The sequence below is a fragment of the Burkholderia thailandensis E264 genome (genome assembly GCF_000012365.1).
Taxonomy (GTDB): Bacteria; Pseudomonadota; Gammaproteobacteria; order Burkholderiales; family Burkholderiaceae; genus Burkholderia; species Burkholderia thailandensis.
This window is the reverse complement of sequence record NC_007651.1, coordinates 3,027,896-3,050,311: the sequence shown is the minus strand read 5'-3', so window position 1 is coordinate 3,050,311 and position 22,416 is coordinate 3,027,896. Positions and strand designations below refer to the sequence as shown.

The 22,416-nt window shown below is 69.2% G+C and carries 18 protein-coding genes; 10 read left to right on the top strand and 8 right to left on the bottom strand.

Going from position 1 to position 22,416, the window contains the following annotated elements; translation table 11 throughout:
• Positions 1–44 precede the first annotated feature (44 nt).
• On the bottom strand, positions 45–1,628 hold the full coding sequence (locus BTH_RS25820; protein ID WP_009891716.1) for an acid phosphatase: 1,584 nt from the start codon (positions 1,626–1,628) through the stop codon (positions 45–47).
• Positions 1,629–1,861: 233 nt separating this feature from the next.
• Between BTH_RS25820 and BTH_RS25815 the strand changes: the two genes are divergently transcribed.
• A complete protein-coding gene (locus BTH_RS25815) occupies positions 1,862–3,253 on the top strand; it encodes a cytochrome-c peroxidase (RefSeq protein ID WP_009891714.1) in 1,392 nt (463 codons plus the stop codon).
• Between the two features lie 45 nt (positions 3,254–3,298).
• On the opposite strand, the gene BTH_RS25810 is transcribed toward BTH_RS25815, so the two are convergent.
• Positions 3,299–4,009, bottom strand: coding sequence for a M15 family metallopeptidase (locus BTH_RS25810; protein ID WP_235378641.1), 711 nt, complete (start codon positions 4,007–4,009; stop codon positions 3,299–3,301).
• Between BTH_RS25810 and BTH_RS35340 the strand changes: the two genes are divergently transcribed.
• On the top strand, positions 3,980–4,192 hold the full coding sequence (locus BTH_RS35340) for a hypothetical protein (RefSeq protein WP_223297083.1): 213 nt from the start codon (positions 3,980–3,982) through the stop codon (positions 4,190–4,192). The two genes, BTH_RS25810 and BTH_RS35340, sit on opposite strands and share 30 nt — an antisense overlap.
• On the opposite strand, the gene BTH_RS35775 is transcribed toward BTH_RS35340, so the two are convergent.
• Positions 4,156–4,335 (bottom strand): hypothetical protein, encoded by a 180-nt coding sequence (locus tag BTH_RS35775; RefSeq protein ID WP_009905872.1) that lies wholly within the window; start codon positions 4,333–4,335, stop codon positions 4,156–4,158. The genes BTH_RS35340 and BTH_RS35775 overlap by 37 nt on opposite strands.
• Between BTH_RS35775 and BTH_RS25805 the strand changes: the two genes are divergently transcribed.
• The 3 genes from BTH_RS25805 to BTH_RS25795 all read left to right on the top strand — a co-directional run bounded on the left by BTH_RS25805 (position 4,261) and on the right by BTH_RS25795 (position 7,528).
• Complete coding sequence (locus BTH_RS25805; protein ID WP_009891711.1) at positions 4,261–6,360, top strand: glycoside hydrolase family 3 protein; 2,100 nt, start codon at positions 4,261–4,263, stop codon at positions 6,358–6,360. The two genes, BTH_RS35775 and BTH_RS25805, sit on opposite strands and share 75 nt — an antisense overlap.
• Before the next feature lie 286 nt (positions 6,361–6,646).
• Entirely contained in the window at positions 6,647–7,033 is a 387-nt protein-coding gene (locus BTH_RS25800; RefSeq protein ID WP_009891709.1) for an RT0821/Lpp0805 family surface protein, read from the top strand.
• Between the two features lie 18 nt (positions 7,034–7,051).
• Entirely contained in the window at positions 7,052–7,528 is a 477-nt protein-coding gene (locus BTH_RS25795; RefSeq protein ID WP_009891707.1) for an NUDIX hydrolase, read from the top strand.
• Between the two features lie 294 nt (positions 7,529–7,822).
• Here the strand turns inward: BTH_RS25795 and BTH_RS25790 are convergent, their stop codons facing one another.
• The gene (locus BTH_RS25790; RefSeq protein WP_009891706.1) at positions 7,823–9,532 is read right to left on the bottom strand and encodes a glutamine--tRNA ligase/YqeY domain fusion protein; all 1,710 of its coding nucleotides are present in this window, start codon (positions 9,530–9,532) and stop codon (positions 7,823–7,825) included.
• A 247-nt stretch (positions 9,533–9,779) separates the two neighbouring features.
• On the opposite strand from BTH_RS25790, the gene BTH_RS34675 reads away from it, so the two are divergent.
• Entirely contained in the window at positions 9,780–10,022 is a 243-nt protein-coding gene (locus BTH_RS34675; protein WP_009891704.1) for an ornithine acetyltransferase, read from the top strand.
• Between the two features lie 530 nt (positions 10,023–10,552).
• On the opposite strand, the gene BTH_RS25780 is transcribed toward BTH_RS34675, so the two are convergent.
• Together BTH_RS25780 and BTH_RS25775 are read right to left on the bottom strand one after the other, a co-directional pair.
• Complete coding sequence (locus tag BTH_RS25780) at positions 10,553–11,359, bottom strand: hypothetical protein (RefSeq protein ID WP_009909736.1); 807 nt, start codon at positions 11,357–11,359, stop codon at positions 10,553–10,555.
• Positions 11,360–11,448: 89 nt separating this feature from the next.
• Entirely contained in the window at positions 11,449–12,669 is a 1,221-nt protein-coding gene (locus BTH_RS25775; RefSeq protein WP_009891700.1) for a CaiB/BaiF CoA transferase family protein, read from the bottom strand.
• A 441-nt stretch (positions 12,670–13,110) separates the two neighbouring features.
• On the opposite strand from BTH_RS25775, the gene alaS reads away from it, so the two are divergent.
• Positions 13,111–15,735, top strand: coding sequence for an alanine--tRNA ligase (gene alaS / locus BTH_RS25770; RefSeq protein ID WP_009891699.1), 2,625 nt, complete (start codon positions 13,111–13,113; stop codon positions 15,733–15,735).
• 438 nt (positions 15,736–16,173) lie between these two features.
• On the opposite strand, the gene BTH_RS25760 is transcribed toward alaS, so the two are convergent.
• Positions 16,174–17,139: a LysR substrate-binding domain-containing protein gene (locus tag BTH_RS25760; protein ID WP_009891696.1), complete on the bottom strand. Its 966-nt coding sequence runs from the start codon at positions 17,137–17,139 to the stop codon at positions 16,174–16,176.
• Between the two features lie 144 nt (positions 17,140–17,283).
• Here BTH_RS25760 and BTH_RS25755 point away from each other — a divergent pair, with 144 nt between their 5' ends.
• The 3 genes from BTH_RS25755 (at position 17,284) to BTH_RS25735 (ending at position 21,854) form a co-directional block, all read left to right on the top strand.
• Complete coding sequence (locus BTH_RS25755) at positions 17,284–18,777, top strand: YbfB/YjiJ family MFS transporter (protein WP_025988538.1); 1,494 nt, start codon at positions 17,284–17,286, stop codon at positions 18,775–18,777.
• Positions 18,778–19,328: 551 nt separating this feature from the next.
• Positions 19,329–20,837 carry a trypsin-like peptidase domain-containing protein gene (locus BTH_RS25745; RefSeq protein WP_011402443.1) on the top strand — a complete coding sequence of 503 codons (1,509 nt, stop codon included), beginning with the start codon at positions 19,329–19,331 and terminating at the stop codon, positions 20,835–20,837.
• 462 nt (positions 20,838–21,299) lie between these two features.
• Positions 21,300–21,854: an NUDIX domain-containing protein gene (locus BTH_RS25735; protein ID WP_009891687.1), complete on the top strand. Its 555-nt coding sequence runs from the start codon at positions 21,300–21,302 to the stop codon at positions 21,852–21,854.
• A gap of 92 nt (positions 21,855–21,946) precedes the next feature.
• Here BTH_RS25735 and BTH_RS25730 read toward each other — a convergent pair whose 3' ends face one another.
• On the bottom strand, positions 21,947–22,282 hold the full coding sequence (locus BTH_RS25730; protein ID WP_009891685.1) for a YbjQ family protein: 336 nt from the start codon (positions 22,280–22,282) through the stop codon (positions 21,947–21,949).
• Between the last annotated feature and the right edge of the window lie 134 nt (positions 22,283–22,416).

The window sequence follows — 22,416 nt, the reverse complement described above, 5'->3', positions numbered from 1 at the left end:
GCCGCCCGAAGAAGCGATGTCGCGTTCGTGAGTCGGTGTGGCGCTCAGTTGCCCGTCGACAGCGTGAGCGCGTTCGTCAGGTCGCCCATCGGCTTGAAGCCGTTCGCGACGAGCGCGTCGTCGCGCTGCTTGAGGCCCGCGAGCTTCGGCAGCGAGAAGCGGCGCGTGATGAAGCGCAGGATCGATGCGGTGTCGTACTGCGTGTGGTCGACGAAGCCCCGCTTCGCGAACGGCGAGATGACGAACGCCGGAATGCGCGTGCCCGGGCCCCAGCGGTCGCCCTTCGGCGGCGCGACGTGATCCCAGAAGCCGCCGTTCTCGTCGTACGTGACGATCACGACCATGTTGTTCCATTGCGAGCTCTTCTGCAGGTGCGCGATCACATCGGCGATGTGCTGATCGCCCGAGGCGACATCCGTGTAGCCCGGGTGCTCGTTCAGGTTGCCCTGCGGCTTGTAGAACGTGACCTGCGGCAGCTTGCCCGCGTCGATCGCCTGGATCAGGGCGGCGCCGTTCGAGCCGGCGTCGAGCAGGTGCTGCGCGCGGTTCGTGCTGCCGGGCGCCTGATTCGCGTAGTAGTTGAACGGCTGATGGTGCGGCTGGAAGTTCGGCGAGGTCATGTTCGGGCCGTAGATCACGCCCGACGTGCCGCGTTGCGCGGCCTGCAGCGCCGCGCCCCACGCGCCGGCGTACCACGCCCACGAAACGCCTGCGCTCGTCAGCAGATCGCCGATGTTCTGCTGCGTCTGCGGCGGCAGCGTCGACGGATTCGACGGATCGGCAAGGTTCGGATCGCCGCCCGTCGCCGCTGCGTTGCCGCTCGGCTGATACGGCGGCTGCATCGTGTTGACCGCATAGAAGTCCGGCGTGAGGCCGCCCGACTTTACGAACTTCGGCGGGCCCGACAGCGCGGAGGCGGGCGAGTTCGACGCAGTCGTGAGCGTCACGCCGTCCGGATTGACGACTGAGATCTGGCTCGCGGCCGGGCTCTTGTCGGCGTTCGGATAGAACGGCGCGCACGCGCAGATCAGGTACTGGTGATTCAGGAACGAGCCGCCGAATGCGCCCATGAAGAAGTTGTCGGCGAGCGTGTACTGCTGCGCGAGCTTCCAGAGCGGCAGCTTCGACGGATCGGCGGTGTAGTGGCCCATCACGAGGCCGCCCGCATCGGTCCAGGCGGCGTACTTGTCGTTCTTGCCGCCGTCGATCTGCATCTGGTTTTCGTAGAAGCGGTGAACGAGGTCGCGCGTCGTCACGCTCATCGGCGTGTTGAAGCCGTTCGGATCGTCGATCGCGAATGGGGCGTTCGGCAGATTCGCCGTCATCGCCTCCGTCACCGCGGGCGTGACGCCCGCCGCGGTCAGGCCGGTCCAGATCTTCGGCAGCGTCGCGAGCGGTGTGCCGTCGCGGTCGACCTGCGGCGCGCTCGCGGCCGTCACGTTCTGCAGGCCGTTCGCGCCCGGGAAGTTGCCGTACAGGTTGTCGAAGCTGCGATTCTCCGCGTAGATCACGACGACGTTCTCGACTGCTGACAGGCCGGGAGACGTGACATCATCCCCGCCGCACGCGGTGAGGCCGATCGCGGCCGCGAGCGCGATCGGGCTCACGCGAATCCAATGCTTGTTCATCCGTTATCTCTCTTGTCGCACGAGGCGTATAGGTATCGAGGGGCCGGCCGGCGCGCGCCGCGAAAAGCGGCGCATCGACTGAATGCGCATTGACAGCCGGCTGCGCGGATTGTGTAAGGAGCGTTTGACAGCAACATGTTGTAACGCTTTCGTTAAGCTGTCGATTGCCCGTCATCGAACCGTCACGCGGGTGACATACGCTCGCGCCTTTCTCACTCGACACCGCCGGATCGATGATGCGCCGCCCGCCGCGACACGCTTGCCCGAATCGTTCGACCTTCTTCGCGCCGCGCGCGTTGGGCGCATCCGTCGCGGCGATCACGCTCGCGACGGGCATCTCCGCTTGCGACGCGAACGGGCCGGCCGCTACGTCCGCACCCGCCGCCGCGCCCCGCGAACGGGCGAGCGCGCCCACCGTCGCCAGCGCGCCCGCCGTCGTCGACAATCAGCCGCAGACGCGCGCGCAGGTGTACGAGGCGGTGAAGCAGATGACGGCGCTCGGCCGGCAGTTGTTTCTCGATCCGTCGCTGTCGGGCAGCGGCAAGCTCGCGTGCGCGTCTTGCCACAGCCCGCAGCGTGCGTTCGGGCCGCCGAACGCGCTGCCCGCGCAATTCGGCGGCGACGATCTGCGCCAGCAGGGATTTCGCGCGGTGCCGACGCTCAAGTATCTGCAAAAGGTGCCGGCGTTCAGCGAGCACTATCACGAATCGGACGACGAGGGCGACGAGAGCGTCGACGCCGGCCCGACGGGCGGGCTCACGTGGGACGGCCGCGTCGACGGCGGCGCGGAGCAGGCGCGCGCGCCGCTCACGTCGCCGTTCGAGATGAACAGCACGCCCGCGAAGGTCGCGCGCGCGGTGCGGGCCGCGCCGTACGCTCGCGCGTTTCGGGCGGCGTTCGGCGCGCGCGTGCTCGACGACGATCGCGCGACGTTCGAGGCGGTGCTGCAGGCGCTCGGCACGTTCGAGCAGGCGCCTGACGTGTTCTATCCGTACACGAGCAAGTACGACGCGTATCTGGCGGGCCGCGCGCGACTGACGCGCGCCGAGCTGCACGGGCTGCAGGTTTTCAACGACGAGAAGAAGGGCAACTGCGCGAGCTGCCATGTGAGCCGTCGCGGGCTCGACGGCTCGCCTCCGCAGTTCAGCGATTTCGGGCTCATCGCGATCGGCGTGCCGCGCAATCGCGAGCTCGCAGTGAATCGGAATCCGAAGTTTTACGATCTCGGCGCATGCGGGCCCGAGCGTCAGGACCTGAAGGGCCGCGACGAGTTCTGCGGGCTGTTCCGCACGCCGACGCTGCGCAACGTCGCGCTGAAGAAGACGTTCTTTCACAACGGCGTCTATCACTCGCTCGACGATGTGCTGCGCTTCTACGCCGAGCGCGACACGCATCCGGAGAAGTTCTATCCGGTGACGCACGGCGTCGTCCGGAAGTTCGACGATTTGCCGAAGCGCTACTGGAAGAACCTGAACGACGAGCCGCCGTTCGACCGCAAGCGCGGCGATCCGCCCGCGATGACCGACGCGGAGATCAAGGACGTGATCGCGTTCCTCGGCACGCTCACCGACGGTTACGATCCGCGCGCTCAGCCGGCAGGCGAATCGGCCGGCGGCAGTCGCTAAGGACGCCGGACGCGCGCGCGGGCGCCACGGCGCGGCGCGCGCGCGTCATTCGCGCAGCGCATCGGCGACACACGCGGCGCGCGCCGCCTCATGGCTCGCGCGCCGCGTGCGCGCAATGCACTGCGCATACGACGCGACGTATTGCTCGAACATCCGGCGCGCGTCGTCGGGCGACGCCTCGACCATGCGCGCGACGAGCGCGCGCGAGCCCACTTCGAAGTGCTGATAGTCGATCGGGTCGTCCCAATAGCCGCCCCAGCGCAGGAAGCCGTTGTTCGCGAACACGTCGACGGCGCGTTCGGCCATGCCCGGCCGCGCCGGCTTGTCCGGCCGCTCGTCGAGCCGGTTCATCGCCGTCTTCGCGGCCGACTCGGGCAGCACGCGCGCCGCGCCGTCGTCGCCGAACGACACGTACGGGTTCTGGACGGGATTGACGTCGATCGCGACGCCGTACGCATGCATCGACCACGCGTCGCCGCCCGTCTTGCGCCGCGCATTGAACCCCGACGTGTTGTCGTCGCGCATCGACGCGCCGTCGTCGCCGCGATAGCGCTCGATCGGCACGGCCTTGGCCAACGGAAAGCGCATGTCGTACAGTGTGCGGAAGATCGTCTGCACGCGCGCGGCGAGCGCATCGAGCACGACGATCTCGCCTTTTTGAATCCGGCCGTCGAAATTCACGTAATCGAACGACACGTTTCTCAATCGCTCGCATTGAACCGGTGAATGGTCGCTTATCACGGATTCGGCATGCATATCCGCGCATTGCGCGGCCGTGATTCGGTCGATTTCCGCATGCGCATTCGATGCGCGGAAAATGGAAAGCAGCATGAAAAGCACCGTGCTATGCTGCGCGCACTGCCGAATCGGCGAGAACGTTCGCGGCAGAAGTCGCATATCGATCACTCGTTTGACGAATTCGATGAATGGGCATTCTGAGTGAATGAATACGCGTGAAGTTCCGGAGTACCGATGAACCGAAAGCCGATAGGGACGCCGGATGACGAATGAAACGACGTGAATGCCGCGGGAATGCGCGCGGCGAGGATTCGGTGAAGATGCGCAAGAAAAGCTTGGTTCATTTGCCCGTCGCGCTCGCGGTGACGGCGATGCTCGGCGGGTGCACGGGCGACGACGACGCGGCGATCGAGTCGCGCGCGGACGCGATCGTCGAACGGATGACGACCCGGCAGAAGGTCGGCCAGAAGCTGATGATGGCGTTCCGGTATTGGTGCCCGGACGGCCAGCCTGCCTGCACGGCCGGCATGACTGAATTTCCGGCCGCCGCGCGCGACGCGTTGCGCGATAGCGGCGTCGGCGGCGTGATCCTGTTCTCGAACAACCTGACGGGCATCGAGCAGACGCGCCGGCTGATCGACGGCATTCGGGCCGCGCCCGCGGCCGACAGCCCGGTCGGCCTCCTGATCGGCATCGATGAGGAGGGCGGCAACGTGTTCCGCCTGCCGCGCGTCGAAGCGACCGCGTTTTCCGGCAACATGGCGCTCGGCGCGGCATACGAGGCGACGAGGGACGACCGGCTCGCGTACGACATGGGCCGCGTGCTCGCGGCCGAAATCGCGGCGGTCGGCTTCAACGTGAATTTCGCGCCGGACGTCGACGTGAACAGCAATCCGCTCAATCCGGTCATCAACGTGCGCGCGTTCGGCGACGATCCGGCGACGATCGGCCTGCTCGGCCGGCGCATGGTGCAGGGGATGGCGAGCGAGCGCGTGATCGGCACGTTCAAGCATTTTCCCGGGCACGGCGACACGGACACCGATTCGCACTACGGATTGCCCGTCGTGATCAAGTCGCGCGCCGACGCCTACGCGATCGATCTCGCGCCGTACCGGCAGGCGATCGAGTCGGGCGAGGCGCCCGACATGATCATGACCGCGCACATCCAGTATCCGTCGCTCGACGACACGCGCGTCACGACGCGCACGGGCGAGCAGATGATCGCGCCCGCGACGATGTCGCGGCGCATCCAGCACGATATCCTGCGCGGCGAGTTCGGCTACCGGGGGGTGACGATCACCGATGCGCTCGACATGAAGGGCATCGCCGATTTCTTCGACGAGGCCGACGCGGTCATCAAGGTGTTCCAGGCGGACGTCGACATCGCGCTGATGCCCGTCGAGTTCCGCACGGCGGCCGACGCAGGGCGCCTTGCGGCGCTCGTCGATCGCGTGGCCGCGGCCGTCGATTCGGGCCGGATCGATCGCGCCGAATTCGACAGCTCGGTGCGCCGGATCGTGCTGACGAAGCTGCGCAACGGCATTGTCGCGTCGGACCGCGGCCGGCCGGTCGACGAACTGGCGTCGATCGGCGGGCCCGCGCATCGCGCAATCGAGCGCGACCTCGCGCAAAAGTCGATCACGGTGCTGCGCAACGAGAACGGCACGCTGCCGCTGCAGGCGGCCGGCCGGCGGATCTTCATCCTGACGCCGTGGGGCGAGCAGGCGGAGGCGATGCGGCGGCGCTTCGTCGAGCTCGGCCATCCGCTCGCGACGGGCGCGAAGCTGAGCGCGATCACGTGGGCCGAACAGCAGCAGGCGATCGATGCGGCCGACATCGTGATCGTCGGCACGCTGTCGACGGGCGTGACGCCCGTCGAGCACAACGGCGATCCGAATGCGCGGGTGAGCCCGCCGGCGCCCGCCGCCGCGCTGATGCGGCAGGCCGCGCCCGCGAAGGGCGAGGAGGAGGGCTCGGTGATCTTCGACCACGTCGAGCGGGCGGACGCGGCGACGGACGTCCGCGCGCGCCCGAGCGTGCTCGCCGCGGCCACGGCGCCGAGCGAGGCGCAGCAGATGCGCAATGCGATGGACTACGCGAAGGCGCGGCGCAAGACCGTGATCCACGTGACGATGCGCGCGCCGTACGACGCGATCAGCTACGACGACGTCGCGGACGCGACGCTCGCCACATACGCGTACTACGGCTACGAAGGCGGCTTGCGCGGCCCGTCGCTGCCCGCCGCCGTCGACGCGATGCTGGGCGTCGAGCGGCCGGTGGGCAAGCTGCCGGTCGCGATCCACGCGTTGAACGCGGACGGCTCGACGGGGCCGTTGCGCTATCCGCGCGGTTTTGGGCTGCGGTACTGACAGTGAGCCGAGCGTCGGCGACCGGGCGTGGCGCGGCATGCCGTGACGTCACGCTCGCGCGCCCGCACGTGCAGGGGCGGCGCGACAGGTCGCCGCGCATCGCCCGCATCGCCCACCTCGCCGCGCGATTTCGTCGCCGGATTCGGCCGGCGAAGTCCACGTGAAGCGGTGCGCCGCCGCCCGATCGGTTTCAAATACCGTTCGTTGCAGTTATCCTTGAGCGCTCTCCCGGCGCGCGACCAAAGCCGTGCGCCGGGACATTCGATTGCTTCCAAAGGAGAACAACATGACGATGCGAGCCCGTGTCTCGATCCTGTCGCGCGTGCTGGCGGGTGCCGCATGTGCGGCCGCCGCGCTTGCCGCGCATGCGCAGAACAACCTGAACTTCCTGAACGACACGCCGATCAGCTATTTCAGCAAGGCGGACACCGCGTCGCTCGCGAAGGCCGTGCAGAAGGTTCGCGACGAGGGCAAGGACGGGGAGACCGTCGACTGGGCCAACGACGGCCGAGGCACGAAGCTCGCGGCGAAGCTCACGCCGACCACGAACGAGCAGGAAGGCCGCGCGTGCCGCGAGATCAGGACCGAGATCGAGGCGAAGGGGCAGTCGATGACGCTGCGGCCGCTCTATTGCAAGACCTCGACCGGCAAATGGCAGTTGCAGAAGCGCTGACGCGGGCGTGACGCGCGGATGAGCGCGACGAAGCCGCGGGGCCGCCCGCGCACGGTGTCGTGCGGGGTCGTGCTGCTCGATTCCGCCGGTCGCGTGCTGCTCGCGCACGCGACCGACACGGCGCACTGGGACATCCCGAAGGGGCAGGGCGAGCCGGGAGAGACCGCGCGGCAGGCGGCGCTGCGCGAGCTCGTCGAGGAGACGGGCATCGTGCTCGATCCTGCTCGCCTCGTCGATCTGGGCCTCTTCGCCTATCGGCACGACAAGGATCTGCACCTGTTCGCCGCGCGCGCCGCGGCCGGCGAGACGGATCTGTCGCGCTGCACGTGCACGTCGATGTTCCCGAGCCGCCGCGACGGCTCGATGATTCCCGAGATGGACGCGTTTCGCTGGACGGAGCCCGCCGACGTCGACGCGTATGCGAGCCGCAGCCTCGCGCGGCTCTTCGGCACGACGCTGTCGCTCGAGGAACTGCATCGGGATCTTCCGCGCTGAGCGCGACGAGGCGCGCCCGTCGCGCTTGGCATGGTTTTCTTCATGCCTCGTGCTGGCGGGCGGATGCCGGGCCGATGCATGGCGGCGCGGCTTCGACGCCCGAACGCGACGCGGGGGCGATCTCGGTTCGACCTCGGGCGGCGGCACGGGCGGCACGGGCGACGCGTTGCGCGCCGGCCGTCAAGCGCCGAATGCTCGCCGCACCGACGCGGGCATCAAACGAAAATGCCCGGCTTGAACCGGGCATTTCCTTTTCGGCGCCGCCATCGCGCGGGCGACCCCGCGCTCCGGACGTCAGGCCGGTTTGCCCCAGCTGTCGCGCAGGCCGACGATTCGGTTGAACACCGGCTGGCCGGGCTTCGAATCGACGCGATCGGCGACGAAATAGCCGTGCCGCTCGAACTGATAGCGCGCTTCCGGCAGCGCATCGCGCGCGCCCGGCTCGAGATAGGCCTGGACGATCTTCTTCGAATCCGGATTCAGCGCCTCGAGGAAGTTGCGGCCGCCCGCGTCCGGATGCGGCTCCTTGAACAGGCGATCGTAGATCCGCACTTCGGCCGGGCACGCGTGCGCGGCGCTCACCCAATGGATGTTGCCCTTGACCTTGTAGTTGTTCGCGCCCTCGGTGCCCGACTTGCTGTCCGGATAGTAGTTGCAGTGAACGGCGGTCACGTTGCCGTGCTCGTCCTTGTCCGCGCCCGTGCATTCGATCACGTAGCCGTAGCGCAGCCGCACCTTGTTGCCCGGGAACAGCCGGAAATAGCCCTTCGGCGGATTCTCGTTGAAATCCTCGCGCTCGATCCACAGCTCGCGCGAGATCGGGAACGCGCGCTGGCCGCGCTCCGGATGGTGCGGGTGCACGGGCGCCGTGCATTCCTCGGTCTGACCTTCCGGATAGTTGTCGATGACGAGCTTGAGCGGATCGAGCACGGCCACCGTGCGCGGCGCCTTGTCGTCGAGGTCGTCGCGCAGCGCGCCTTCGAACACGCTCATGTCGATCCACGAATCGACCTTCGTCACGCCGATCCGCTCGCAGAAGAGCTGGATGCTCTCCGGCGTGAAGCCGCGGCGGCGCACGCCGACGATCGTCGGCATCCGCGGATCGTCCCAGCCGTCGACGTGGCCTTCCGTCACGAGCTGCAGCAATTTGCGCTTGCTCGTGATCGCATAGGTGAGGTTCAGGCGCGAGAATTCGATTTGCTGCGGCAGCGGCCGCGCGAACACGCCGGCGTCGGCGAGCTCGTTGAGCACCCAGTCGTAGAGCGGGCGGTGATCCTCGAATTCGAGCGTGCACAGCGAGTGCGTGATGCCCTCGAGCGCGTCCGAGATGCAGTGCGTGTAGTCGTACATCGGGTAGACGCACCACTTGTCGCCCGTGCGGTAGTGATGCGCGTAGCGAATCCGGTAGATCACCGGGTCGCGCATGTTCATGTTCGGCGAGCTCATGTCGATCTTCGCGCGCAGCACATGCTCGCCTTCGCCGAATTCGCCCGCCTTCATCCTGCGGAACAGGTCGAGGCTTTCGTCGGGCGAGCGGTCGCGGAACGGCGACGGCGTGCCCGGCTCGGTCAGCGAGCCGCGGTTCGTGCGCATCTCGTCGGCGCTCTGGCTGTCGACGTACGCCTTGCCGCGCTGGATCAGCAGTTCGGCGAATTCATAGAGCCTGTCGTAGTAGTCGCTCGCGAAATACTGATGGTCAACGCCGGCCTTTTGCCAGTCGAAGCCGAGCCAGCGCACCGCGTCGACGATCGAGTTCACGTACTCGACGCTTTCCTTTTCCGGATTCGTGTCGTCGAAGCGCAGGTGGCACACGCCGCCGTAGTCGCGCGCGACGCTGAAGTTCAGGCAGATGCTCTTCGCATGGCCGATGTGCAGATAGCCGTTCGGCTCGGGCGGAAAGCGCGTCTCGACGCGGCCGCTCCATTTGCCCGTGCGGTTGTCGTCGTCGATGATGTTGCGGATGAAATTGGATGGCGCGGTGGCGTCGGTGCGTTCGGTGCTCATGCGGAACAGGGAAGAAAAGGGGAGGGGACGCGTGCCGCGCCGCCCGAATTCGTCAATTCTACCTGACGGACGGGCGTCCTGAGGAGCGCGGCCCCTTGCGGCGGGCGGCGCGGCGCGTTTTTTCGGCGTTTGTGCGGGACGTGTTGCCGCTGTAACGGGACGTAAATCGCCTTGCCGGCCCGATTTCGCTTTTTTAAGATGCGCTCATCCGGATTCCTGCCCGGATTTCATGCCGCCGCGCCGTGCCATGCGCGGCAACGCTCTCGAAGACAGCATCATGATGATGAAGAAGACTCGCTTTCTCGTTCGCACCACCGTCATCGCCGTTGCGCTCGCCAGCCTCAGCGCGTGCGCGATGAACCGCACGCAACGCAACGCCGGCATCGGCGCGGCGGCGGGCGGCGCGCTCGGCTATCTGATCACGGGCGGGCCGATCGGCACGGTCGCGGGCGCGGCGGCCGGCGGCCTCGTCGGCGCGGGCGTGCGCTGAAGCGGCGGCCGTCTCGCTCGCGGGCGCGGCCCGGCGCTTCGGGCGCGTCAAGGCCGCGGGCGGCGGCCGGATGCGGGCGCGGCGCGGCAACTGCGTCTCGTTCGACGCGCTTCGACGCTCGCCTAGTCCTTTGCGAACCTGAGTCGTCAACTGATCCGCATGCCTCACGCAGTCGGGCAGCAGGGCGCGCCACCGGCGCGCCCTGTTTCGTTTACGGCCGGGCGTCCTCCGTCCGCTTGATTTCGCGGCGGATGCTCGGCGCCGCGCCGGCGTCTTCGCGAGCCGGGTTTCGCGGCGTTCCGTTGCGACGGCGCTGGGTTGGGCGCGGCGGCCGCGGGCGATTTGCCGGCGTCGCGCATCGATCGTCGCCGTGGTTTGCGCCTTTCCGCTTGTTTCCTTCCGGTCTTTCCGCCTTCGGGTTCCTCAGGCTCTCCTCGTTTCGGCTTGCGTCTTTGGACGCATGACTGTCGCCGGCCAGCGTGCGCCCGCGCGTATTCGCACCGCGATGCCCTCGTGCGATCGCCGAGGAGTCAGCCGTTCGGGTAAGCCGTCGCGATCAGGTTCGCGCGCAGCGTCGCGAGTTGCGCGTACATGTCGTGAACGAGGTACAGGTCGCGGCGGCGCGTCCAGGCCTGGCCGGACTGCGGGTCGTACAGCGTCGGCAGCGGGACTTCCGCGACGGCGGCCGCCTTCATCCCACGCGCCCGCGAGGTCTGGATGCAGCGCTTCGCATGATCGCGGTGGCCGACGACCGCGACGTTGCCCATCGCCGCCGCGCTTCCTTCGAGCGCGATGATCGCGGCGGCGACGCCATCGGTGCTCAGGTACGTGACCGAGCCGTCCGCGGCGACGACGGGCTCGATCGAACGGACGTCCGCCATCTGATACTTCGACGCGAGAAAGCGCGCGATTTCCCACTGCGCGTAGACCTTGACGGGCTTCAACCGGCGAATTCGGTAGACCGCGTCCGCGAGCGCCTCGTTGACGGGGCCGGGGTCGGGCAGCGCGGTCTGGTTCGCGCCGTTCGTCGGCGTGTTGCCGCTCGCCGCGTTCGCGCGGTTGCCGAAGCCGTATGCGACGATGCGATCGATCCGGGCGGCGGCGATCGTCGGCAGATCCCACGTGAAGCCGATGTCCATCAGGTACGGCGCGATCGCGGCGGCGCTCGGCGCGTCGTTCAGCTCGGCGGTCAGCTTGCCGACCATCTGGCGCGCGAGCTCGGCATCGCCGATCGCGGGCTCGGCGATGCTGTCGTTGCACGCGGTGACGACCGCGCCGACGAGCGGCAGCGTCGCGGCGGCGGACGTGGACAGCAGGAACTTGCGGCGTGACGACATGCGCAACCTCGGCGGAAAAAAGCGGGATAGCCCGCTTTGTACCGATTGGCCATGACGGTGCGATGTCGGCGCGCGCCCGCCCGCCGCGTTCAGACGACGCGCTTGTCGCGAAGCGCCGCGATCGCCGCGTCGCCGTAGCCGAGCATGTCGCGCAGCACCGCGTCCGTATGCTCGCCGAGGAGCGGCGGCGCGCTGCGCGCGTCGGGCGGCGTCTCGCTCATCCGGATCGGGTTGCGCACGAGCTTCACGGTCGCGCCGCTCGGGTGCGGCAGCTCGACCTGCATGCCCCGCGCGCGCACCTGCTCGTCGTCGAATACTTCGGCGAGATCGTTGATCGGCCCGCACGGCACGCCGAGCGCCTCGAGCGCGTCGAGCCACTCGCGCTTCGTGCGCGTCTTCGTCATCTCCGCGATGATCGGCACGAGCGTGTCGCGATGGCGCACGCGCGCCGGATTCGTCGCGAAGCGCGCGTCGTCGGCGAGCTCCGCCCGCCCGCCCGCGTCGACGAACTTGCGGAACTGGCCGTCGTTGCCGACCGCGACGATGATCCAGCCGTCGCTCGTCTCGAACGTCTGGTACGGCACGATGTTCGGATGCGCGTTGCCCCAGCGCACCGGCGGCTTGCCGCTCGCGAGGAAGTTCGTGTTCATGTTCGCGAGGAGCGCGACCTGCACGTCGAGGAGCGCCATGTCGATGTGCTGGCCGCAACCCGTGCGGTCGCGGTGCGCGAGCGCGGCGAGGATCGCGATCGTCGAATAGAGGCCCGTCGCGAGATCGGCGATCGCGACGCCCGCCTTCTGCGGACCGCCGCCCGGCAGGCCGTCGCGCTCGCCCGTGATGCTCATGAAGCCGCCCATCCCCTGGATGATGAAGTCGTACCCGGCGCGGTGCGCGTACGGGCCCGTCTGGCCGAAGCCCGTCACCGAGCAGTAGACGAGATCGGGCTTTACGGCCGCGAGCGACGCATAGTCGAGCCCGTATTTCGCGAGCTGGCCGACCTTGTAGTTCTCGAGCACGACATCGCATTGCGCGGCGAGCTCGCGGACGATCCGCTGGCCCTCGGGCGTCGCGATGTCGACCGTCACCGAGCGCTTGTTGCGGTTCGCGGCGAGGTAGTACGCGGCCTCGCGCGTGTCGGCGCCGTCCGGCGTTTTCAGGTACGGCGGGCCCCAGTGCCGGGTGTCGTCGCCGAGTTCCGGGCGCTCGACCTTGATCACGTCGGCGCCGAGATCGGCAAGCGTCTGCGCGCACCACGGGCCGGCGAGCACGCGGCTCAGGTCCAGGACGCGGATATGGCTGAGGGTTCCCATCTTCGATCAGTCTCCTCTGTTGGCTGCGCTATCGGCCGGCGCGCGCGCAGGCATCGCGCCGGGCATGGCGCGATCGCGCGGGCGGGCGCCGGGTTGGGTTGTCCGGTCGGTGTCTCCCGCCGCATCTTAAAGCGATTCGTGCGCGGTTGTCGCGCAAGCGAGGCGGGCGGGGCGCAGCGGGGGGCGTTCGGTTCGAGCGTGGCCGCCGAACGACCCCGCGCATCCGGCGCACGCCAGCACGCCCCGGGGATGGCCCCGGGACGCCGTCCGCGCCACCGCCCGGCTCATCGCCCCGACGGGCCGCCGCCTGCCCGGAACGCCCGCCGGCCGCGACCGCGGATCTATCCCGTATAATCGATCGTTTCAGAAACCCGCCGCCGCCCGCTTGAGCCGGAGCGGCCGGCGCTCAACCCAGTTTTGGCCTGACCGTCCCCGCACGCTATGAAAGCCGCCGAAATCCGCGAGAAATTCCTCAAGTTCTTCGAATCGAAGGGCCACACGATCGTCCGCTCGTCGAGCCTCGTGCCCGGTAACGACCCCACGCTGCTCTTCACCAATTCGGGGATGGTGCAGTTCAAGGACGTGTTCCTCGGCGCCGAGACGCGCCCGTACTCCCGCGCGACCACCGCGCAGCGCAGCGTGCGCGCGGGCGGCAAGCACAACGATCTCGAGAACGTCGGCTACACCGCGCGCCACCATACGTTCTTCGAGATGCTCGGCAACTTCTCGTTCGGCGATTACTTCAAGCGCGACGCGATCCATTACGCGTGGGAGCTCTTGACGACCGTCTACAAGCTGCCCGCCGACAAGCTCTGGGTCACCGTCTATCACGACGACGACGAGGCCTACGACATCTGGGCGAAGGAAGTGGGCGTGCCCGCCGAGCGGATCATCCGGATCGGCGACAACAAGGGCGCGCGCTACGCGTCGGACAATTTCTGGCAGATGGGCGACACCGGCCCGTGCGGCCCGTGCTCGGAGATCTTCTACGATCACGGCCCGGGCGTCTGGGGCGGCCCGCCGGGGTCGCCGGAGGAAGACGGCGATCGCTACATCGAGATCTGGAATCTCGTGTTCATGCAGTTCAACCGCGACGCGCAGGGCAACATGACGCGCCTGCCGAAGCCGTGCGTCGACACCGGCATGGGCCTCGAGCGGATCGCGGCCGTGCTGCAGCACGTGCACAGCAACTACGAGATCGACCTGTTCCAGCAGCTGATCAAGGCGTCGGCGCGCGAAACGGGCGTCGCCGATCTCGCGAACAACTCGCTGAAGGTGATCGCCGATCACATCCGCGCGTGCTCGTTCCTGATCGTCGACGGCGTGATCCCCGGCAACGAAGGCCGCGGCTACGTGCTGCGCCGGATCGTGCGCCGCGCGATCCGCCACGGCTACAAGCTCGGCCGCAAGGGGCCGTTCTTCCACAAGCTCGTGGCGGATCTCGTCGCCGAGATGGGCGCCGCCTATCCGGAGCTGAAGGAAGCCGAGCAGCGCGTGACCGACGTGCTGCGCCAGGAGGAAGAGCGCTTCTTCGAGACGATCGAGCACGGGATGTCGATCCTCGAGGCGGCGCTCGCCGATCTCGACGCCGCGGGCGGCAAGACGCTCGACGGCGAACTCGCGTTCAAGCTGCACGACACGTACGGCTTCCCGCTCGATCTGACGGCGGACGTGTGCCGCGAGCGCGGCGTGACGGTCGACGAGCCCGCGTTCGACGACGCGATGGCGCGCCAGCGCGAGCAGGCGCGCGCGGCGGGCAAGTTCAAGGCGACGCAGGGCCTCGAATACACGGGCGCGAAGACGACGTTCCACGGCTACGAGGAGATCGCGTTCGACGACGCGAAGGTCGTCGCGCTGTACGTCGAAGGCGCGTCGGTCGGCGAGGTGAAGGCGGGCGAGAGCGCGGTCGTCGTGCTCGACCACACGCCGTTCTATGCGGAATCGGGCGGCCAGGTCGGCGATCAGGGCGTGCTCGCGAACGCGGCCACGCGCTTCGCGGTCGCCGATACGCTGAAGGTCCAGGCCGACGTGATCGGCCACCACGGCGAGCTCGAGCAGGGCGTGCTGAAGGTGGGCGACGCGGTTCGCGCGGAGATCGACGCCGCGCGCCGCGCGCGCACCGCGCGCAACCACTCGGCGACGCACCTGATGCACAAGGCGCTGCGCGATGTGCTCGGCTCGCACGTGCAGCAGAAGGGCTCGCTCGTCGACGCGGACAAGACCCGCTTCGACTTCGCGCACAACGCGCCGCTGACCGACGACGAAATCCGCCGCGTCGAGGCAATCGTCAACGAGCAGGTGCTCGCGAACGCGCCGGGCATCGTGCGCGTGATGCCGTATGACGACGCGGTGAAGGGCGGCGCGATGGCGCTCTTCGGCGAGAAGTACGGCGACGAAGTGCGCGTGCTCGATCTCGGCTTCTCGCGCGAGCTGTGCGGCGGCACGCACGTGCACCGCACGGGCGACATCGGCTTGTTCAAGATCGTCGCGGAAGGCGGCGTCGCGGCGGGCATTCGCCGCGTCGAGGCGATCACGGGCGACAACGCGGTGCGCTACGTGCAGGCGCTCGACGCGCGCGTGAACGCGGCGGCGGCCGCGCTGAAGGCGCAGCCGTCCGAGCTGATCCAGCGGATCGGCCAGGTGCAGGATCAGGTCAAGTCGCTCGAGAAGGAGCTTGGCGCGCTGAAGTCGAAGCTCGCGTCGAGCCAGGGCGACGAGCTCGCGCAGCAGGCGGTCGAAGTGGGTGGCGTGCACGTGCTCGCCGCGACGCTCGACGGCGCCGATGCGAAGACGCTGCGCGAAACCGTCGACAAGCTGAAGGACAAGCTCAAGAGCGCGGCGATCGTGCTCGCGGCGGTCGACGGCGGCAAGGTCAGCCTGATCGCCGGCGTCACCGCGGACGCGAGCAAGAAGGTGAAGGCGGGCGAGCTCGTCAACTTCGTCGCGCAGCAGGTGGGCGGCAAGGGCGGCGGCCGGCCGGACATGGCGCAGGCGGGCGGCACGGAGCCGGCTAACCTGCCGGCGGCGCTCGCGGGCGTCAAGGGCTGGGTCGAGGAGCGCCTGTAACGCGACGGGGCGGCGCGCCGGGGATCGGCGTGCCGGTTCGTGCCGGTTCGTGCCGGTTCCGTGGCGTTTTCGTCGCGTTTTCGTGCCGTTCGCGGCGGGGGCGGCATCGCATGACGTGAAGCGCGCATTGCAGGCCGCGCGTTTGCGCTGCGGGAAGACCGAATCGATCGGCGCGTCGATGACGGACCGATCGCGCGCAGCGTCCCGGCGATTCGGCCTCTCGCGTTGGCGTTGGCGAACGTCATGAGCCGCTGCGACCGCGCGACTATCGAATGATCGAACGACCGTAACGGTCCAGTCGGCTTGTGCCGGCTGGACCGTTTTGCTTTTGCTTCGACGAGGTTTGCGGCGCTTGGCGATGCTTGCGTGACGTCTCGCATGCGTCACGTCGCGGCGCGACGATCGCGACGCGAACGATGCATCCGCGCATATCCCGCGTCACGCGGACAGCGTCTCGCGCGCCGTCCCGCGCCGCGCGCGCCGGCGCGCGACCTTCGCCGCTTCGTGCGCCGCGACGTCGGTTGCGTTCGCCGCCGCGGCGGCATCGCGCAATGCATCGCGCAGCGCGGCGAGCGCCGCCGAGAAATGTCCTTGACGCCAGACGAGCATCGTGTCGATCGGCGGCATGTCGTCGATCGGATGCACGCCGAGGCTGTCCGGCTCGCGCTGGACGGCGAGCACCGAGCGCGGCGCGACCGCGACGCCCGCGCCCGCCGCGACGCACGCGACGATCGCATGGTACGAGCCGAGTTCGAGCACGCGCTCGGGCTTGATCCCAGCCGCCGCGTACCAGCGCTCGACGCAGCCGCGGTACGCGCAGCCGCGCTCGAACGCGACGAGCGTCGGCAGCAGCACGTCGCGCGGCGTGCGCACGCGCGGATGGCCGCGCGGCGTCAGCAGCACGAGTTCCTCGGTGAACGCGCAAGCCGTCTCGAACGGCTCGCCGAGCGCTTCGGAGCCGGCCGGCGTCGCGACGAGCGCGGCGTCGAGCTCGAAATCGCGCACGAGGCCGATCAGCTTGCCGGTCGTGCCGGTGACGAGCTCGAGCGTGACGTCGGGCCACGCCTGGTGGTAGCGGGCGAGAAACGCGGGCAGCCGGCTCGCCGCGGTGCTTTCCATCGCGCCGAGCCGCAGCCGGCCGTGCGGCCGGTTTTCGGTGACTGCGTGGCGCGCCTCGTCGGCGAGCGCGAGCAGGCGCTCCGCGTACGGCAGCAGCGTCTCGCCGGCGGGCGTGAGCACGAGCCGGCGGCCATCGCGCACGAAGAGCGGCGCGCCGAGCTGTTCCTCCAGTTGCTTGATGCGAGTCGTGACGTTCGATTGCACGCGATTGAGCTTCGCCGCCGCGCGCGTCACGCCGTTCTCGCGCACGACCGCGCGAAAGATCGCCAGGGCCGCGAGATCCATGATTCTCTCCGTGGGATGGATCGAATTTCGATTATTCATTTTTCGAGAACGATTAGTCAAGTTAGCATCGAATCGACTTCGGCCATGACCGCGATCTTGCCGCGACGCTTCCGCCCCTTTGGCGGGCGCTTCGCCCTCGAAACGATGAACTCTCTTCCTTCCTTGCGTGGCGCACCGGCTGCGCCGAACTATTCGTCGTCCGACGAGCGCGCGGCGCGCGATGCGGCGCTGGCGGGCGCGGTGGCGCTCGCGGTCGCGCTCGGCGTCGGGCGTTTCGCATTCACGCCGCTGCTGCCGTTGATGCTCGCGGGCGGCGAGCTCGACATCCGGCACGGCGGCTGGCTCGCGTCCGCGAATTACGCCGGCTATTTCGTCGGTGCGATGACGTGCGCGCGCATCGCCGTCGATCCGGCGCGGATGGTGCGCGCAGGGCTCGCGGCGACGGTCGCGCTGACGCTCGCGATGGGGGTCGCGAGCCCGTTCTGGTTGTGGGCGCTCGTGCGCTTCGCCGGCGGCGCGGTCAGCGCATGGACGTTCGTGTTCGCGTCGCAATGGGGGTTGCGGCGCGTCGTCGAGCACGGCGCGCCTGCGTGGGGTGGCGTCATCTATACGGGGCCGGGGCTCGGGATTGTCGCGACCGGGCTGATCGGCTTCGCGCTGGCAGGGCGGCACGCGGCGCTCGGGTGGTTCGGATTCGCGGCGGCGTCGGCGGTGCTCTCGGCGCTCGTGTGGCGCGCGTTCGGCGCAGCGGGCCGCAGGCATTCGCGTGGCGGCGGGCAGAAATTGGGCGATGAACGCGACGCCGCGGATGCGGGCGATCGGCGTGAAGGGCAGTTGGCGGCCGGATCGATCGGAGCGGCCGTTTCGGCGGCCAACGCAGCCAACGCAGCCAACGCAGCCAACGCAGCCAACGCAGCCAACGCAGCCAACGCAGCCAACGCAGCCAACGCGGCGACAGCGGCAACCACAAGGAATTTCACGCGGGCGAGCATCGCCGGCGGGCACGAAGCCGCCGCCGCACCGGCCGCCGGCACGCCGAATCCATCGGCTGTCTCCGCTCGCCGCGACGCGTTCTGGCTCGTGCTCCTCTACGGCCTGCCGGGCTTCGGCTACATCATCACCGCGACCTTCCTGCCGGTGATCGCCCGCGCCGCGCTGCCCGCGCATTCGCCGTGGCCCGACCTGTTCTGGCCGATGTTCGGCGCGGCGCTGATCGTCGGCGCGCTGCTCGGCGCGCGGCTGCCGAGCCACTGCGACAACCGTCTGCTGCTCGCCGCGTGCTGCGCCGTGCAGGCGGTCGGCGTCGCGCTCGGCATCGTCTGGCCGACGACGCCCGGGTTCGCGCTCGGCAGCGTGCTCGTCGGCTTGCCGTTCACCGCGATCACATTGTTCGCGATGCGCGAAGCGCGCCGCCTGCGCGGCGAGCACGCGGCCGGCCTGATGGGCTATGCGACGGCGTCATACGGCGTTGGGCAGATCGTCGGGCCGCTCGCGGCCGCACCGCTCGCCGCGCACGCGGGATCGTTCTCGCCGGCGCTCTGGCTCGCGTCGGCAGTGCTGGCGGTGGGGGCGGCCGGGTTTGCCGCCGTCGCGTCGGGCGCCTCGCGCGCGGCGACGCGCGACGGCGGCACCGGATGAGCGCTCGGCGGCCGGCTGGACGACGAGGCGGCCGAGCGGCCGCGAGCGGTGCCGGTTGAGCCGATTCCGCCCGCCCGTCGCGAGTCGAAATCTGTGTCGGGCGAACTGTCATCGCGCCGCCGCCGGTATTTCGCGCCGCGCGCTGCCGCCGATTTCCCGTTGCGGTTTTTTCGAATCTACGCCGGAACTGTCGAAGTACGGTCGCCAAGTCGCGCGTTGGATGTTTCTTCGCGCGATCCGTCTGCATGAAAGATCGGCCGACGCGCCGCGCGAACCGGATCGATGCGGCGATCATCCGCGATCGAAGCTGCGTGCGCGTCCAGCCGTTTCCGCGCGTCGCGATGCGCGCCGCCTGCCCGGACGCATGCGCGCCGCCGGTTCGGCGCGCATCCGGCGAACGCTCGTCGCAAGCTCCGGCAAGCGGCGTATCTCGTGAAAGCACCGACTTCCGGCAGTCGGCCGCTATGCAATAATCGATTCATCAGTGCGTGCTAGTCCTTCGCGCGTCGCGCGACGGGCCCCTGGCATAACGACTGCCTTGGAGGTGCACTGTGTCTCGTCAAACGTTTGGCCGCGCCCTGATTCATGCCGCAGTGCTCGGGGCGGCGCTCGCCGGCTTTGCGTGCCTGCGGCCGGCGGAGGTCGCAGCGGGCACGCTGTCTCCGTCCGCGAAGGCGAAGCGGATCGCGCAGCCCGGCCCCGCAGGGCCGATCGATTTCCCCACGCTCGTCGAGCGATACGGACCCGCGGTGGTCAGCGTGAGCGTGCCCGCCCAGGACCCGCAGATGTCGGCGTCCGGTCTCGAGGCGCTCGATCCCGACGATCCGTTCTTCGCGTACTTCAAGTCCGCCGCGATGCCGCCGCCCGCGTCGCAGGACAACGTACCGCGCGCGATGGCGGGCGCCGGGTCCGGTTTCATCGTCAGCGCCGACGGGCTCATCCTGACGACCGCCTACGTGGTCGGGCAGGCGAGCGAAGCGACGGTCCGGCTGATCGACCGGCGCGAATTCAAGGCGCGGGTGCTCGCGGTCGACGACCAGAGCGACGTGGCCGTGCTGCAGATCGACGCGACGAAGTTGCCGACCGTGCGGCTCGGCGATTCGTCGCGCGTGCGCGTCGGCGAGCCCGTGCTGACGATCGGCACGCCCGACGGCTCGGCGAACACTGTGACGACGGGCATCGTCAGCGCGACGTCGCGCACGCTGCCCGACGGCAGCCGTTTCCCGTTCTTCCAGACCGACGTGACCGGCAACCTCGACAACTCGGGCGGTCCGGTGTTCAACCGCGCGGGCGAGGTGATCGGCATCGACGTGCAGATCTACGGAAGCGGCGATCGCAATCCGGACGTGACGTTCGCGATCCCGATCGGCATGGCGGCCAAGGTGCGCGCGCAGGTGCTGCAGGCGCAGCCGCCTGCTCAGCCGGCGCAGCGCGCGGCTGCGCAAAACGGGCTTGGCGTCGACGTGCAGGACGTGGGCCCCGGGCTCGCGGCCGCGTTCGGCTTGCCGCGGCCGGCGGGCGCGCTCGTCAACGCGGTCGAGCCGGGGTCGCCCGCGGCCGCGGTCGGCCTGAAGCCGGGCGACGTGATCGTGCAGGTGGGCGACCGGCCGCTCGGCCGCTCGTCCGAGCTCGCCGCCGACGTGGCGGCGCTGCCGCCTGCGGCGAGCGTGCCGATCACGCTGGTCCGCAACCGGATGCCGATGACGGTGATGCTCGGCGCGGGCGCGGCGGCGGGCGCATCGCCGGCGGCGGCCTCGGCGAACGCGGGCGCGGGCAGCAGCGAGGCGGGCGGCGCGGACCGCTTCGGCCTGACGATGCATCCGCTGACGGACGACGAGCGCCGCTCGACGGGGCTGCCCGTCGGGATGATGGTCGATGCGGTGCGCGGGCCGGCGGAGAATGCCGGCATCCGGCCGGGCGACGTCGTGCTGGAGTTCGACGACACGCTGATCGAGACGCCGGACATGGTGCCCGCGTTGGAGGCGAAGGCCGGCAAGGCGGTCGCGGTGCTGATTCAGCGGGGAAACGAGCGGAAGTTCGTGTCGGTGCGCTCGAGGTAGGGACGATTCGACGCGCTTGGCCGATGCCGGGATTTCGCGCCGTCCGCCGTGCTTGCCCCACGGGCGGTTGGCATCGGCGCGCGCGGTGCCGGCGATGCCCGCTCACTTGGCCGCGCGACCGGGTTGGCCGACGTTGGGCGCCAGATGGCTGCTGCGCATCGCGTGCGATGCGTCCGGCGACGGCGAGCCGGCGACGCGTGCTTGCCGGCCGACGGCGGATCGACCGCTTTTCCGATGCGTCGATGCGTCGATGCATCGATGCGTCAATGCATCGGCGAACGGCCTCGGGGCAACGAAAGCCGGCTTTGTGAAACAAGCGAGCCGGCCGCGTTCCATCGCGCGCAGCGCGTATTCCGTTCGTCCAAACTCGCTAGAATGAAGCCTTTCCGATCCGGGAGCGGCAAGATCCGCCCGTGACCCCGACGCATTCGAGCGAATGCGCAAAGCCCCGAGCGCCCGACCATGACCACCGCAGACTACCGTTTTTGTCCTCGCTGCACGCGAGCGCTCACCGAGCGCGCCGATCCCGTCGAGGAGGGCGGCCGCGTGCGCCGCGCGTGTCCCGACGCGACCTGCGGCTACGTCCACTGGAACAACCCGGTGCCCGTCGTCGCGGCGATCGTCGAGTACGAAGGCAAAATCCTGCTCGCGCGCAACGCCGCGTGGCCCGAGGGGACGTTCGCGCTCATCACCGGCTTTCTCGAGCACAGCGAGACGCCGGAGGCGGGCATCGCGCGCGAGGTGCGCGAGGAGACGTCGCTCGAGGCCGAATCGGTGACGCTCGTCGGCGTCTACGAATTCATCCGCAAGAACGAGTTGATCATCGCGTATCACGTGCGCGCGAACGGGACGATTCGCCTGTCGCCCGAGTTGCTCGAGTATCGGCTCGTCGATCCGCCGAAGCTGCGCCCGTGGCGGGCGGGAACCGGCCAGGCGGTTGCCGACTGGATGCGCTCGCGCGGCCTCGAGTTCGAGTTCGTCGATTTCCCCGGGGCCGCCGCCGCGAACAACGGATAAAGCACGATCGCGAATGACGGGCGGGCGCAAGCCGCGAGCACCGCGGCGAGCCGGCGGAATGCGCGTCCCGCGCCCCGCCCGCGATGCCGGGGTCAGCCGGCGCGCACCGCCTGCACCGCAGTGCCGTAGCACAGCACCTCGGTGACGCCGGACGCGATCTCGGTCGCGTCGTAGCGCATCCCGACGATCGCGTTGCCGCCCATTTGCCGCGCCTCTTCGATCATCCGTTCGTAAGCGTCCTGCCGCGCGCGCTCGCACAGCGACGTGTAGAGCGAAATGTTGCCGCCGAACAGCGTTTGAATCGATGCGCCGAACGTGCCGACGATCGAGCGCGAACGCACGACGATGCCGCGCGCGACGCCGAGCGAGCGTTCGATCCGGTAGCCCGGGAGGTCGAAAGCGGTCGTGATGAGCTGCGGATCTGCCATGATGTTTCCTCGTCGATGTGAAAATGTCCTTGCGCCGCGCCCCTTGGAATTTGCCGCAATCTATGCTTTTCTGTGCGGCACGCCCCGCGTGCGCCGCGCCCGGCGTCGCATGTTCGCCCGGACGGCGGCCGCTT

What these genes read in the sequence shown, in the direction of transcription:
- BTH_RS25760 (WP_009891696.1), bottom strand. Translation starts at nt 17,139, where the DNA reads ATGGATCTCGCGGCCCTGGCGATCTTTCGCGCGGTCGTGCGCGAGAAC.
- BTH_RS25790 (WP_009891706.1), bottom strand. Translation starts at nt 9,532, where the DNA reads ATGAGCACCGAACGCACCGACGCCACCGCGCCATCCAATTTCATCCGC.
- BTH_RS35775 (WP_009905872.1), bottom strand. Translation starts at nt 4,335, where the DNA reads ATGAACCAAGCTTTTCTTGCGCATCTTCACCGAATCCTCGCCGCGCGC.
- BTH_RS25735 (WP_009891687.1), top strand. Translation starts at nt 21,300, where the DNA reads ATGACCACCGCAGACTACCGTTTTTGTCCTCGCTGCACGCGAGCGCTC.
- BTH_RS25805 (WP_009891711.1), top strand. Translation starts at nt 4,261, where the DNA reads ATGAAACGACGTGAATGCCGCGGGAATGCGCGCGGCGAGGATTCGGTG.
- BTH_RS25820 (WP_009891716.1), bottom strand. Translation starts at nt 1,628, where the DNA reads ATGAACAAGCATTGGATTCGCGTGAGCCCGATCGCGCTCGCGGCCGCG.
- BTH_RS25795 (WP_009891707.1), top strand. Translation starts at nt 7,052, where the DNA reads ATGAGCGCGACGAAGCCGCGGGGCCGCCCGCGCACGGTGTCGTGCGGG.
- BTH_RS25755 (WP_025988538.1), top strand. Translation starts at nt 17,284, where the DNA reads ATGAACTCTCTTCCTTCCTTGCGTGGCGCACCGGCTGCGCCGAACTAT.
- alaS (WP_009891699.1), top strand. Translation starts at nt 13,111, where the DNA reads ATGAAAGCCGCCGAAATCCGCGAGAAATTCCTCAAGTTCTTCGAATCG.
- BTH_RS35340 (WP_223297083.1), top strand. Translation starts at nt 3,980, where the DNA reads ATGGTCGCTTATCACGGATTCGGCATGCATATCCGCGCATTGCGCGGC.
- BTH_RS25775 (WP_009891700.1), bottom strand. Translation starts at nt 12,669, where the DNA reads ATGGGAACCCTCAGCCATATCCGCGTCCTGGACCTGAGCCGCGTGCTC.
- BTH_RS25815 (WP_009891714.1), top strand. Translation starts at nt 1,862, where the DNA reads ATGATGCGCCGCCCGCCGCGACACGCTTGCCCGAATCGTTCGACCTTC.
- BTH_RS25810 (WP_235378641.1), bottom strand. Translation starts at nt 4,009, where the DNA reads ATGCATGCCGAATCCGTGATAAGCGACCATTCACCGGTTCAATGCGAG.
- BTH_RS34675 (WP_009891704.1), top strand. Translation starts at nt 9,780, where the DNA reads ATGCGCGGCAACGCTCTCGAAGACAGCATCATGATGATGAAGAAGACT.
- BTH_RS25800 (WP_009891709.1), top strand. Translation starts at nt 6,647, where the DNA reads ATGACGATGCGAGCCCGTGTCTCGATCCTGTCGCGCGTGCTGGCGGGT.
- BTH_RS25780 (WP_009909736.1), bottom strand. Translation starts at nt 11,359, where the DNA reads ATGTCGTCACGCCGCAAGTTCCTGCTGTCCACGTCCGCCGCCGCGACG.
- BTH_RS25730 (WP_009891685.1), bottom strand. Translation starts at nt 22,282, where the DNA reads ATGGCAGATCCGCAGCTCATCACGACCGCTTTCGACCTCCCGGGCTAC.